This window comes from Mycobacteroides sp. H003 (assembly GCF_001440135.1).
In the GTDB taxonomy this organism is placed as follows: Bacteria; Actinomycetota; Actinomycetes; order Mycobacteriales; family Mycobacteriaceae; genus Mycobacterium; species Mycobacterium gwanakae.
On record NZ_LJYL01000029.1, the window covers coordinates 60,562 to 73,035 of the forward strand.

At 65.1% G+C, this 12,474-nt stretch carries 15 protein-coding genes; 8 read left to right on the forward strand and 7 right to left on the reverse strand.

Features of this window, described 5'->3' with window-relative positions; genetic code table 11:
- Nucleotides 1–80: 80 nt before the first annotated feature.
- Genes AOT87_RS18235 through AOT87_RS18245 form a run of 3 tightly spaced genes read right to left on the reverse strand, consistent with a single transcriptional unit; the run spans nt 81 to nt 1,972 of the window.
- Entirely contained in the window at nt 81–647 is a 567-nt protein-coding gene (locus AOT87_RS18235; protein WP_057967331.1) for a copper resistance CopC family protein, read from the reverse strand.
- Nucleotides 647–1,312 (reverse strand): YcnI family protein, encoded by a 666-nt coding sequence (locus AOT87_RS18240; RefSeq protein WP_057967330.1) that lies wholly within the window; start codon nt 1,310–1,312, stop codon nt 647–649. Before AOT87_RS18240 ends, AOT87_RS18235 begins: the two co-directional genes overlap by 1 nt.
- 3 nt (nt 1,313–1,315) lie before the next feature.
- Nucleotides 1,316–1,972 (reverse strand): DUF6474 family protein, encoded by a 657-nt coding sequence (locus tag AOT87_RS18245; RefSeq protein WP_057967329.1) that lies wholly within the window; start codon nt 1,970–1,972, stop codon nt 1,316–1,318.
- Nucleotides 1,973–2,288: 316 nt separating this feature from the next.
- On the opposite strand from AOT87_RS18245, the gene AOT87_RS18250 reads away from it, so the two are divergent.
- The 3 genes from AOT87_RS18250 to AOT87_RS18260 all read left to right on the forward strand — a co-directional run bounded on the left by AOT87_RS18250 (nt 2,289) and on the right by AOT87_RS18260 (nt 5,425).
- The gene (locus AOT87_RS18250) at nt 2,289–3,755 is read left to right on the forward strand and encodes a hypothetical protein (protein ID WP_057967371.1); all 1,467 of its coding nucleotides are present in this window, start codon (nt 2,289–2,291) and stop codon (nt 3,753–3,755) included.
- A gap of 66 nt (nt 3,756–3,821) precedes the next feature.
- Nucleotides 3,822–4,313 (forward strand): hypothetical protein, encoded by a 492-nt coding sequence (locus AOT87_RS18255; RefSeq protein ID WP_030096171.1) that lies wholly within the window; start codon nt 3,822–3,824, stop codon nt 4,311–4,313.
- The gene (locus tag AOT87_RS18260) at nt 4,310–5,425 is read left to right on the forward strand and encodes a hypothetical protein (protein ID WP_057967328.1); all 1,116 of its coding nucleotides are present in this window, start codon (nt 4,310–4,312) and stop codon (nt 5,423–5,425) included. The genes AOT87_RS18255 and AOT87_RS18260 overlap by 4 nt, the downstream gene beginning before the upstream one ends.
- Before the next feature lie 105 nt (nt 5,426–5,530).
- Here the strand turns inward: AOT87_RS18260 and AOT87_RS18265 are convergent, their stop codons facing one another.
- Entirely contained in the window at nt 5,531–5,929 is a 399-nt protein-coding gene (locus tag AOT87_RS18265; RefSeq protein ID WP_030096169.1) for a secretion protein EspR, read from the reverse strand.
- A 556-nt stretch (nt 5,930–6,485) separates the two neighbouring features.
- Here AOT87_RS18265 and AOT87_RS28740 point away from each other — a divergent pair.
- A complete protein-coding gene (locus tag AOT87_RS28740; RefSeq protein WP_123771696.1) occupies nt 6,486–6,938 on the forward strand; it encodes a hypothetical protein in 453 nt (150 codons plus the stop codon).
- 244 nt (nt 6,939–7,182) lie between these two features.
- Here AOT87_RS28740 and AOT87_RS18270 read toward each other — a convergent pair whose 3' ends face one another.
- The 3 genes from AOT87_RS18270 to AOT87_RS28455 form a co-directional block, all read right to left on the reverse strand.
- Nucleotides 7,183–7,716 carry a hypothetical protein gene (locus tag AOT87_RS18270; RefSeq protein WP_030096168.1) on the reverse strand — a complete coding sequence of 178 codons (534 nt, stop codon included), beginning with the start codon at nt 7,714–7,716 and terminating at the stop codon, nt 7,183–7,185.
- Between the two features lie 167 nt (nt 7,717–7,883).
- On the reverse strand, nt 7,884–8,507 hold the full coding sequence (locus tag AOT87_RS18275) for a superoxide dismutase (RefSeq protein WP_030096167.1): 624 nt from the start codon (nt 8,505–8,507) through the stop codon (nt 7,884–7,886).
- 197 nt (nt 8,508–8,704) lie between these two features.
- Complete coding sequence (locus tag AOT87_RS28455) at nt 8,705–8,860, reverse strand: hypothetical protein (protein ID WP_101312434.1); 156 nt, start codon at nt 8,858–8,860, stop codon at nt 8,705–8,707.
- 175 nt (nt 8,861–9,035) lie between these two features.
- Here AOT87_RS28455 and msrA point away from each other — a divergent pair, with 175 nt between their 5' ends.
- The 4 genes from msrA (at nt 9,036) to AOT87_RS18295 (ending at nt 12,451) form a co-directional block, all read left to right on the forward strand.
- Complete coding sequence (gene msrA / locus AOT87_RS18280) at nt 9,036–9,791, forward strand: peptide-methionine (S)-S-oxide reductase MsrA (protein ID WP_081346461.1); 756 nt, start codon at nt 9,036–9,038, stop codon at nt 9,789–9,791.
- Nucleotides 9,792–10,035: 244 nt separating this feature from the next.
- Entirely contained in the window at nt 10,036–10,362 is a 327-nt protein-coding gene (locus tag AOT87_RS18285) for a rhodanese-like domain-containing protein (protein ID WP_030096165.1), read from the forward strand.
- A gap of 180 nt (nt 10,363–10,542) precedes the next feature.
- Nucleotides 10,543–11,607, forward strand: a complete 1,065-nt coding sequence (locus AOT87_RS28460; RefSeq protein WP_234796460.1) for a DUF4328 domain-containing protein — start codon at nt 10,543–10,545, stop codon at nt 11,605–11,607.
- A complete protein-coding gene (locus AOT87_RS18295; protein WP_109398597.1) occupies nt 11,582–12,451 on the forward strand; it encodes a glycerophosphodiester phosphodiesterase in 870 nt (289 codons plus the stop codon). The genes AOT87_RS28460 and AOT87_RS18295 overlap by 26 nt, the downstream gene beginning before the upstream one ends.
- Nucleotides 12,452–12,474: the final 23 nt, after the last annotated feature.

Sequence of the window (12,474 nt, forward strand, 5' to 3'; positions counted from 1 at the left end):
TCACACCCGAATCTCTGCCGCCCCGCCGTTGTCCATCATGCCGTCACACCGGAAAAAGGCCAGTCGTCCCCCCTGCCGGTCTACGACTGACGACGCTGAGTCCAGATGAGTGCCGCACCCACAGAGACCACCACGGCCACCACAAACGGCCACATAGGAAGGTCGCCGTCGGTCGGATTCGCCGAAGGCGCGGGAGCCGAGGAACTTGTGCCCGACGGCTGCTGCGACACCGCCGGCGCGCCAGCGGAGGCCGGTGCACCCGAGCCGGTGACGGTGAACTGCCAGGATCCGTCGACCGGGTGGCCGTCCTCGGAGATCACCCGAAAGTTCACCGCGTACTTTCCGGCAGGCGCGCCCGGCTTCACCCCGACCGAGATCGTCGCACCGGCCACCACTGGGTCGCCTGCCTGCCACTGATCGGTCTTGGCGTCCGGCCCGATGATCGTCATCGCGGAGAAGCGCTTCTGCAACGGCTCGTTGAAGGTGGCGCTGACCTGGGCGGGAGGCCCGGATAGCACGGCATTCTCGGCCGGATCGGAAGACACCTTGACGGCGTGCGCCGCAGCCACACCCGGCAACGCCAGGCCCAGCGCCAACGCGATGAAGGCCGACAAGAACACGGACACGGACTTACGTAGAACAGACATCACTGTTGCCTCCGTCGATTTGTCACCGCAAGCACGAGCGCGACCGCACCAAGGATCAGACCGATCCCGCCAAACCAGCGGGCCGTCTTGTCCGGATGCCCCGCATTCTGCGCGGAATCATGGGTTGCGGACACCTGCGGTGCGTGCGCCGAGTGTCCGTCGTGGTCGGCCTTGCTCTGCGTCAGATCGAGGGTGGGCGCAGGGTGCTCTGGCTCGGCACCGCCGGGCTGAGCTTGCTGATCCCACCTGACGACCTGACCGTCGGCATAGGTCTGCGTCGCCGGGAAGGCGACCGACTCGGTCTCGGGGAGTTTGACGCGCACCCGGAACAAGGCGAACTGGTCGGGCCCGATCCCGTTGCCCGGGACGGCCTTCCAGGTCACCGCCCTGACCGTGCCCTTGGCGGCGTCCCGATCCACGGAACTGGTCCAGCCGGGCAGCAGCTCGGTGCTCGCCGAGCCCACGTCCGGCAGCTGGACGGTCAGTTCGGTGGTCAGCGCCTTGCTCTGGGACTCGTTGGGAACCGAGAACTCCAGCGTTGCGTAGCCACCGCGAGCGGTGTTGTCTGCGGTCACGCGCACATGGGCGGAGGCCGGAACGGCAAGCGCCAATAGCGCGGCGGTTGCCGCGGCCGACGCTGTCGCCAAGCGGGGGAACACGCGCATCGGTTACCTCACCCCGAGTCGGGCAAGTAGGTCGGCGTCGATGCCGTCGAGTTCGCGGGCGATCGCGGCATGGGCTGCGCGGCGGCGGGTCGGCGGCATGTGTTCGGAAGCCCCCACCGCAGTACCGAGCTCGTCCAGCCGGGCACGGACGGCCGAGGTGAACTTCTTGGTCTCCGCGTCCTTGGGCGCCCTGTCGAGCACGGCCTGCAGCGACTGCTCGGCGCCGGCGATACGAGCTGACAACTCCGCACCGAACCCCGAGTACTGGCCAAGCTCCGCCAGCGGTATCCCGAGGCGGTCGGCGCGGCGTTGATCCAACACGCCACGGACCGCGATCGCGCCCTTGTACAACACCGGTAGCAGCACCGGGGCCAGCAGCCGCACCACCGTGAGCGTGCGCCTGATCCGGGTGGGTGAGAGCAGCTTGCCCTCACGCACCGCCCGGAGCTGATCCTGGGCGATCTGCCGCTGGGCCTTCAACGTCGCCAGCTCTGTCTTGCGTGAGTCACGCCGGGCGGCGGATTCAGAGCGCGCTTGCATGTGCATCCGTCGCCGGTCGTTACGCGCCGCCAAGCGGGCTTCGAGCTTGGCTTTCGCCTTCAGCGCCCGAGCCTCGGCGCGTTTGGTCGAGCGGCTCTTGCGGCTGGTGAGAAAACCCATCCCAGCGGCCTCCGTTCATCGCGTTGCGAGTGTGGCGCTAACCCTAGCGCGCCGACCTGCGCTGGCCCCCTGCGGATAGGGCGGCGTATTTAGGTGGTCGCGCCGCGTGCTGCAAAGGTTCCCCGCGGCCCCCAGCGAATTCCAGGCAGCAATCATTTAGGCGGCTCATGGGCAACATGAGGTGAAAGAGCCCACAATTCGTCACAGATATTTGACCTGCGAGCAAATCACCGGCATGCTGTTCGCCGTGGGGCGACATCGTGCAAAACCGAGCGGGCGGAGCCAGCAGCTGAAGCGTGCCTCGGCGCGCGCTGCTGTGGTGACGGTGCTCAGCTCCGGGACGCTCATGGGGGGCTTCGGAGTATTCGCCATCTCGACGCCGGCCGCGGACGCAAAACCCGGCGGCGGATCAGGTGGCGACAACGACCACGACCACGGCTTGGGTGGTGCGATCCACAAGATCACCGGTGGCCTGCTCGGCGGGGGATCCGGTGGCGGCGGTGGGCCGGGCAGCGGTGGCACGCGCAGCGCGCCCTCTGCCCCGAGCTTCGGTAAAAGCCTGCATGGTGGCTCCGGATCGGAAAGCGCGGCGGGCAGCAGCAGCGGTAGCAGCGATTCGTCCAAGGGCGACAAGGACAAGGGGCCCGGAGCGAATGTTCCGAAGCCGGGATCTGCGGGCTCGAGCGGTAACTCCTCCGACCATGCCTCCGGTAACTCCGGCTCGAGCACCATCGGTGGCGCCGCTTCCAGCACCAACGGTTCCGGTTCGAGCACCAGCACTTCCGGTAGTACCTCGGGTGTGGGAATCGGTGGGGGCACCGGGATAACGCTGCCGCATTCCGGTGGTGCTGCGGGTGTCCATACCCCGAACGCAGAGGCCCCTTCGACTGAAAACCCTAGTGGCACAACAACTCACACCGAAGAGTCGCCGACCTTAAAGGGTGCTTTGGGCTCTGTCGCGGGCGCGATGGCCCCCAAGACGCAGACCGCCACGACACCCAAGGCCGACACCGCGACCTCGCCGCACAACGCGACGGCACCGGGCGCGACTGCCGACACACCGGCTCCCGGCGTCACACACACCGAGCACGAGACATCGGCTGAGGAGCCCAAGGTTCCCGGCGTCACCCTCAACGTGGGTGGGCGCACCATCATCATCTGGAAGAAGAAGCCGAGCACCTCGACGCACACGCCCGGCGCCGGCGGCGGATCGACCCACGAGCACGAAACCGACGACCACGATCACGTGATCACTCTGCCGGGGCTTCCCAACATAGGTGGCACCCCGAACCCGGCCACCCCGTCGTTCGGTGGCGCGGCCGGAACCCGGACACCGGGCGGAAACCCCGGTATCCACACCGGACCCATCGCCCCGCCCACCGTGCCCACGCCCAAGGCTCCTGCGGTCGCCATCGCGGCGCCGCCCGCGCCGCCGGTTATCGCCCCGCTGGCGCCTGTCGTACCTCCGGCGCCCCCGGTCGTCACCATCAAGCAGGCCGAAGGGGGCCGCGGTGGCGACGCCATCGTGACCGCCGGCGGGACCAAGCAACCTGAGGCGGTCACCAAACCGATCGAGCAGTTCGTCGCGGCCGAGACCATCGCGCCGCGTACCGGTTACGGCGACTACCTTCGACTGACGAAGACTTCCGAGATCGCCGCGGTGGCCATTCCGGGTGCCGTGGGCATCGCGATGATGACCTTCGTGGGAGGCGCCATCGGATACCGGCAAGCCAAGGCCGGGCATACCGTGCGTGCCTCCGCTGCCGCCCGCTTCCTGGAATAGGGGAGAATCGATACAGCACCCCGTGAGGGGTCTGTCCGGGAAGGCACACGGTGAGGGGAGACACACATGGGCGCAGGCCGTCGTGTGACCGACGCCGTCAGTGCTGTGCTCGACCTCGCCCCGCGTAAGGGTGAGGTGACACTGACGGCCCTCGTCGAGGCCGTTGGTCGCGATCGGGACCGGTCCATCGAGATCATCTCGGCTGATCTGCCGCCCGGGGTATGCGGTCAATGGCGCCAGTACGAGAACGAAGACATCTTCATCATCCAGCGTGGCCTACCCACCTGGGACCGGACCCTGGCCCATGAACTCGGGCATGTGGTGTTGCGGCACGAGGGCATCTCGGTGGTTGAAATGGCCAGGGACGAAGCCGAATTCGCCAGCGATGACCTCATCGCGTACATGCTTTCTCAGCGCACCGGCTGCATGGGGGCGGCCGGGATGGAGGCCGAACAAGAGGCCGAGGACTTCGCGGCGCTGCTGCTGTACCGGCTTGGTCGACTGCCATCTGATCGCGCATCCATTGTTCAGGTGAGGCTCGGGGAGGCCTTTGGGTGATCGCCTGGGTGATTGCCGGGCTGCTGGGGATGGCGACGGGTTTGCGCATCGGGTGGGTGCTCGTCCACAAACAATCCCCGGTGAGCACCGGCATGATTGTTGCGTTGGGGAGCCTGGCACTTGTATCGGCGCTGAACTGGGAGCCGCTGACGATTCTTGTGGACAGCTCGGTGGGCTGGCCAAACATTTCGGTGGCTGTGAGCCAGGCCGCGCTGACGGCCTGCGCGGCGGGCAGCTGCGTGATGATCACCAGTATGTCCGCGAACCGCACCGCGGCAGACAACAGGCGATGGGCGCGCTGGCAATACCTGGCCGCAACCGTGATCGCCGGCGCCAGCCTCGCCGTGTTCTTCTCTCGTGGGCCACAGCCCGAGATGACACCGCGCGAGTTTCTGAAGCACGATCTTGGCGGATTCGCCTCTGGCACAGCCTGGCTCATCCCGATGCTGTACATCGCCGTGGCGCTCTCGGTGGTCTTGTGGGCGGGTATGGCCTACTCGAATCGCAGCCGCCGTGGTCGTGCCCTGTTTCTTTTCACCGTCGGGATCAGCCTGCTGGTATTGGCCGTCTTGGTGGTCGCGGGCGTGGCTGTGGCCCAGTCGGAGTACGTGACGATCGGGACCGCGGCCACTTTGATCGGATGTGCGATGGCGATGGTGGCGGTGGGATCGCTGTTGCCGACCTTCGAGACCTGGCTGGTTGCTCGCCGCGAAATGTTCGTACTGGCACCGCTATACAAGGACCTGAAGAAGCGGCAGCCGGATGCGGCGATCGGAGTGCGGCCCCGTGGCCCGCTCGCCTTCCAGGTCGCAGATCGCATGGCGTACATCTCCGACGCACTCTTCCTGGAAGCGATGCACGCCCAGGGGCTTGACCCAGAGGCGGAGAGTGACGGCGATATCGAGCTCGGTGTGGACCCGGCCAAGCTCGACGTACCGCCCGAAGTGCAGGCACATGCGGTAGTGAAATGGGTTCTTACCGAAGGTGATCCGGAGGAAAACTTCCCGGGCCCGGAATGGCTACACCAGCCTGACGGATACTCCGATCGCGAATGGATTCTCGCGATCGCCACTGAGTACCGCAGACTGGTGCATGCCGAACGTCGTTCTTAAGTTGTACATCGCCGTCCCCCTGTGCGTACTCCGCCGGCTCGAATGAGCGGTGAACGCCAAACTGACCGGTCCTTCCCCGAGTGGACCGGCCAGGCGAGCGGCGGACTAGCTGTCGAGACCCTCTTTGCGACGGTATTCGTCGACGGCCTGCGTGATGCGGTCCTGCGCCTCGACGGACAGACCCACGGTGCGGGCCGCGATCCGGCGGACGCCCTCGTCGCGCATGTTGGCGAGCCAGGTCAGTTCCTGATCCAGCTTCTCGTAGTACTCGTCGTCGGTGAAGTACGCCGGCTTGATCCGGAAGAAGTTCGCGAGTGCCTTCATGGTCGCCGACGAAGGGTTGGTGCGGTTACCCGATCGCAGCTGCGACAGGTACGGCGCGGACATCGTGATGCCCTCGGAACGCAGGGCCGCGATCACCTCGGCAGAGGTGTGGGGGCCGCGTCCGGGCGGATACACGGTGTCGAACAACCGATTCAGACGTGCGGTGAACGTGGTGCTCATCGAGCCTTACCTCCACAAACAGATAAAGTTGCTAATTCGGGGGACGTATTTGCTGCCCATCGTAACCTTAATTTTGCCTGGAGCCAAGCGCAACCATCAAGTTCGCCCACGGTGGACATAGTGTTCGGTTATCCAAACCTGCTAGCTCAGGCACATCTGTGCAGCGTCCAATATTCGGGACGATCTGGGAATCTTCGTTCTCAGGCAAAGGATTGATAAATCCCCAGGGCGACGACTCGGGGACTCCGCCGCGGGCTGTGTGGAGAAGCGGCGTTCGTTTCCTAAGTCGGCCGGACACGGGGCCCGGCGATATAACCTGCTTCGTTGCTACTGACACCGACGCCGCGCTTTCTCGGCGCATGCCTCGCTGACCTGGCCCGATGTCATGCCCGTGACGATAACGGCAGCTTGCGATTATGGTGTGAATCGCCGCGCAGTCGTAACGTTTAAATACTGGAACATCGACCGCAAGTGTGGTCGTCAACAGGGCATCCCCTCTGACCAGCGGTAAATCCGCGACTGCGCACTGTGAGCAAGATCACAGCAACCTAGGGCAATGGGGGGCGGTCACTGCCCCGCGATGAAACCCTTCGGTGCCGTCGCGGATCCCTCAGGATCGGACTCTGGGCGGCTGTCGTCACCGTTCGTCGCGAGCAGACCTGGCGGAACGGCCCGGCGTGGCGAAGTGCCCGGCGTAATCAAGACCGCGCTAGCGCACACCCTGCCCGCCGAAGACCCGCACCACGCGCCGATGGACCGATGGTCGCTGGCAGGGGTGATCGCGGCCCGCGCTGTCGAGGCGCCGGGCCTGTCTAAGGAATGCGGAAATGGTCGCCAGGAAGAGGAAAGAACTCGCATGGGTGGTCGCTGGTTCGGCATGGTCGTTTGCGCCGTTCTCGCGTACCACGGCCGATTAACGACGCCGGTAAGCGCCGAACGCGCGTGGAAGGTGGGGCGCGCAGAGCTAGTGGCCCCGCGAACGCGGCTGACGGCCACGGAGAGGCCATGAACTCCTGCCGGATATCTCCCCCCTGTCACGACACCGCTGAACACGCGCAGCGGGGCGCACAACTCATGGGCCAGACACCACTTCGGGACTGCCGTGGGCAGGCCGATCAAACGCCGTCAGTTCTTCGGCGATCCGCTGGCGTCGGGCGCAGCCTGATTTGGAAAACTCCAGCAGGCGCGTGCCTTTCGGTTGTATGAGGCCGCTTCGTGACGTCTTGCCAGGAAGCCGGATTTCCTCAATTCCCTTATGCCGCAAGCAGCATTGCCAAAACGGCCGTATCCGGGTCGCTGATGGGGTCGATGCCCACTCGGCTCACCACCGATGTCACCGTGCCATCGGACTCGGCCTCGACCCAGGCGGCGCGGTGCTCCAGGCCCAGGTGCGGCAATCCTGGGAGGAGAAGGCAACCGGATGCCGCGCCAAGGCATTCGGGCAGTGTCGGGTTGGTTTCCGACGGTGGGTGGAGCATCAGCAACGCGGGTGGTTGGTGTTCCGCAAAACGCCCGGGTGTCACGGCGGACTCTCCGAGAACCGTTCCTTCGGCGATGACCAGTCCGACCATGCCAGGCGCGGGATCGTCGGGTAAGTCCTCGCGAGCGCCAAAAATCGTTGTGGTGGAAAGTAATCCAGGCAGCGTGGCGATGCGCACGGTCACGATCAGCAGCTGCATCCATTCCTTGGTGGAATCGGGCCAGCGGCCGCACACCACAAATCCTCTGAGTGATCCGCCCGCATGGAAGGGCGCGATCTCGATCGGCTGATCGGAACTGGTTGCCATATCTGCCACGCTCGCAATCACTCTGACATCACAATCCACATCGCGCGACGCTGCTCTTTCCAGAGTTACCATGCGCGGAGTCGGCCCGCAATCGCTAGCGGACACGCCGGAAACACACTTGGGCCCCGGATTTGTAACAAACCCGGGGCCCAAGCGAAACAGCAAGATCAGCCGAAGATCAGACCTGATGTCTTCGTGGTTGCCGCGGTGTAGCGGTCCTGCACGTCGGCCCAGTTGACCACGTTCCAGAACGCCTTGACGTAGTCCGCCTTGACGTTCTTGTACTGCAGGTAGAAGGCGTGCTCCCACATGTCGACCTGAAGCAGCGGGATGATGCCCAGCGGGACATTGGCCTGCTGGTCGTACAGCTGGAAGGTCAGCAGCTTCTGCCCCAGGCTGTCGTAACCGAGTACGGCCCAGCCTGAGCCCTGCAGGCCGTTGGCCGCGGCGGTGAACTGTGCCTGGAACTTGTCGAACGAGCCGAACTGGTCGTCGATGGCGGCGGCCAGATCGCCGGTGGGCTTGTCGCCGCCGTTGGGCGACAGGTTCTTCCACCAGATGGAGTGGTTCACGTGGCCGCCGAGGTGGAAGGCCAGGTTCTTCTCGTTGAGGAAGATCGCGGCGTGGTCGCCCTTCTCGCGAGCCTCTTCCAACTTGGCGACAGCGGAATTGACACCCGCGACGTAGGCCGCGTGGTGCTTACTGTGGTGCAGCTCGTTGATCTGTCCCGAGATGTGGGGCTCCAGCGCTCCGTAGTCGTAGTCCAAATCGGGCAGTGTGTACTCAGCCACGAGATTCCTTTCGGCTTGCTTCGTATCCGCGTGTGTGCAGATCCATTCAATGAGAAGACACGGCCAAACCGGTTTCACCGGATGCGCCGGCCTACCGATTCAACCCTGCTCTATTGCGCAACGCGTCGCAAGGACGCACGCATCCTCAATTGGTTACCCAATGTTGGCCGGATGAAACCGGTCGTCGAATATCCCGGCTAGATCAGGATGAGAATCGCGAGGCCGGCCGCGAGGATGACGGCGATGACTAGCGCGCGGAATGCCGCGACACGATAGGACGTGTTGTAGCAGCGAGGTGTCAGCTGCCAGCCGGAAGTGGACATCGACTCATGTCCTGCCGACTGTGCCGTCATCGCTGCCCTCCTGCTCACATTGCAACTACCCTCACGGTGAGATGAGTCACATCACCTCGCGTGTGACGGTCATCATAGCTCCAAATCGCGATGCGCGAAAATTCACCCTGCGTGTACCTGGAAACCCCAGCTAGACCAGCAAATTGGCTGGGTGCCACGGCGTACCATTGAGCCCATGGCTTCTTGGGTAGATAACGTTCGCGATCAGATCCTGGGACGGCTCGAGGAAGGGCTTAAACCGGGGAAGGCGGCAATCGTTGACGAGGGTGCGGCCCTGCCGGGGCGTGCCACCCCGATTCGGGTGTCCGGTGTCCATTTCGTCAACGGGCACACGATCGTGCCGCCCTTTCCCGAGGGGCTGGAGACCGCGGTGTTCGGGGAGGGCTGTTTCTGGGGTGCCGAGCGTGGGTTCTGGAACCTGCCCGGTGTCTATTCGACGGCCGTCGGCTACGCCGGGGGTTACACGCCCAATCCGACCTACGAAGAGGTGTGCTCGGGACAGACCGGTCACTCCGAGGTGGTGCTGGTGGTGTTCGACCCCCGCCAGGTGACCTACGAACAGCTGTTGGTGCAGTTCTGGGAGAGTCACGACCCGACCCAGGGCATGCGGCAAGGCAATGATCGCGGCACGCAGTACCGCTCGGTCGTCTACACGACCAGTGAGAGCCAGGCGGCGCAGGCCGCCGAGAGTGCCGCACGGTACGGCGCCGCCCTTGCCGAGGCCGGGTATGGCGCCATCACCACGGAGATTGCTCCGTTGGACGGCCCGCTGGGGGATTCTGGGGCCGCTTCCCGGACCTTCTTCTATGCCGAGGAGTACCACCAGCAGTACCTGGCGAAGAACCCGAACGGATACTGCGGCCTGGGTGGGACATCGGTGTCCTGCCCCATCGGACTGGACGTACCGCCCGGCGGTCCCGCGCAGGCGTGAGCTATCCCACGGCAGCGACCATGAATTCGCTAACTATGCACAGGCGGTGCTACGGTTCCCCGTCACCAGCCCTGCTGAGCGCCGCTACGAAGTCCTGGCCAGCGCAAATGCAAATGAGCAGCATGTGGTTTGTGGATCAACCTGTGGATACTGTGGATAAGCCGACATTGCTGTGGCGTGCGTCACACTGCGAAAAGTTGCAGGCGCGGCAGGTGTCATACCAATCGAGCGACAGGAATGGACGATGAGCTTCCCCTCGGGTGATGAGGTTCCACAGGTCGGAATCGACGAGATCTCGGCCGCGCTGGATCTTGGTGTCAAGTTGCTTGACGTCCGCGAGGACGACGAGTGGGCGGCGGGGCATATCGACGGCGCGCAACATATACCGCTCGGCGATGTGCCCTCTCGGATGGACGAGCTGGATCCGGACGCTCCGCTGTGGGTGATCTGCCATGCGGGTGGGCGCTCTCAGCGCGCGGCCGCCTATCTGAACCGCAACGGATTCGATGTCAGCAACGTCTCTGGCGGCATGTTGGCCTGGGTACAGGCAGGTAAACCCACAATCAGCTGAGCGCCTGGCGACCAACCTCGTGGGTTGGCGTCTGTGTGCTACTCGCTGCCGGTTGCCCCCTCAGGCCGTTACGCTGGACGAATGATCCAGGTGTGCTCCCGCTGCGGTACCCAGTGGAACGTGCGTGAGCAGCGTCGATACTGGTGCCCGCGGTGTCGGGGCACGCTCCTTGAGCCGGGCATGACCGCACCGGCGCGCCATGCCGCGCCGGTTTCGCGTCCGCCCGCTGCTGCGCAGCCATCGGGTGGCAAGTACTGGGTTCCGCCCGCCGCGCAGGGGCCCGTGGCAACACCCGCCGGCCGTCCGCAGGCGCGTCCGACACGGCTGCCCGCGGGATATCGATGGATTGCCGTGCGCCCCGGCTCGCCCCCGACCGCCACCCGTCGCCGCCGTCCGCTCGGGCCGACGCCGCGCTACGCGTACATCCCGCGCTGGGGTCTGGTCGACCACATCGAACCGACGGGATCCTCACGCCAAGGGATAGCCGGGGGTCGTGTCCCCAGCCGGGTGCTCGACAGGCTCCTGCTGGCCACAATCATCACCCTGGCAATCGTTTCGTGTGCACATTTTCTTCGATATGCGTTGATGGTTTACAACCGCGGAGCACTGATTCCCAGGTTCGTCGCCAGCACGTCGAACGGGCTAGTGCTCTTCAGCGTGGCGCTCGCTTTCGCGGTGATGGTGGCGACCGCGTGGTTTCTCACCGAGTGGATGATCGCGCGTCGGGCCGAAACCTACCGGGACCTGGGATTTGAGGATCCGCGGGCGCGCTGGGAGATCCGCGTGGGGTGTCTGCTGCCGATCGCGAACATCGTCGGCGTACCCCTGCTGCTGCTCGAGCTCGCCAAGATAGAGAACCGCTGGTACCGGCAATACCGAAACATCGTGTGGTGGTCGGTTCTGTGGGGCCTGACCTGGCTGCTGGTGCTGGTGACCTGGGTGGCCCGTGACTCGGTCACTGTGCAGGGAGTGGCGGACAACGCGCTGTTCACCGCGATCGACTACGCGATCGCAGCGGTAGCGGTCTGGTCCCTTCGGCGTGTGTACGACGGCTTCACCGCGCCAGAAGGACATCCCCGGGCGGTGCGCTGGCTGGCGGTGGAGTCGCCGCAAGGGCCAGTGCCGATCGACGCCGATCAACCCGATGTGCCGGCGACACGCGAAGACAATTCCGGCGCTGCGGTTGAACGGACGGGGCAGGAACCGGCAGCATTGGAGCGTGACCGAGTCGCCGGAGCCTGGTGATGGGGGGGACCCTCAGCTCGTGCAAGGAGCCGACGAGATAGACGGCAGGGCCGAGCGTCACCCATTCGTCGTCGCGCACCGGGGTGCGTCGGCGGATCGGCCCGAGCACACTCTTGCCGCATACGAGCTCGCCCTCGAAGAGGGCGCTGACGGTGTGGAATGCGATGTTCGCCTCACCCGCGACGGACAACTGGTCTGCGTCCACGACCGCAGGGTGGATCGCACGTCCAACGGGACCGGATTGGTCAGTGAGATGACACTGAGCCAGCTGCGCGCGTTGGACTTCGGAGGATGGCACCCCGGCGGAGCGGAGGCCGGACCGAGCACCGGGCTGCTGACCCTCGAGGAGCTGGTCTCGCTGGTGCTCGACTGGAACCGCCCGGTGAAACTATTCATCGAAACCAAACATCCGGTCCGCTATGGATCGTTGGTGGAAAACAAGGTGCTGGCGTTGTTACACCGGTTCGGCATCGCCGCACCGGCGTCAGCGGATATGTCGCGGGCAGTCGTCATGTCGTTCTCTGCCGCGGCGGTATGGCGTATCCGCCGCGCGGCGCCCATGCTGCCGACGGTGCTCCTGGGCGAGACGTCGCGATATCTGGGAGGCAGTGCCGCGACCACCGTGGGAGCCACCGCGGTGGGGCCATCCATCGCCACCTTGCGCGAGCACCCGGAACTGGTCGACCGGGCTGCGGCGCAGGGGCGAGCCACCTACTGCTGGACCGTCGACCATTACGAAGACGTCGAATTCTGCCGGAGCATAGGTGTCGCCTGGATAGCCACCAACCATCCCGGCCGCACCAAAGCATGGTTGCAGCGGGGGCTCACCGGTACCGCGCTGTAGTTGAATTTCTGTCATTAACCCCT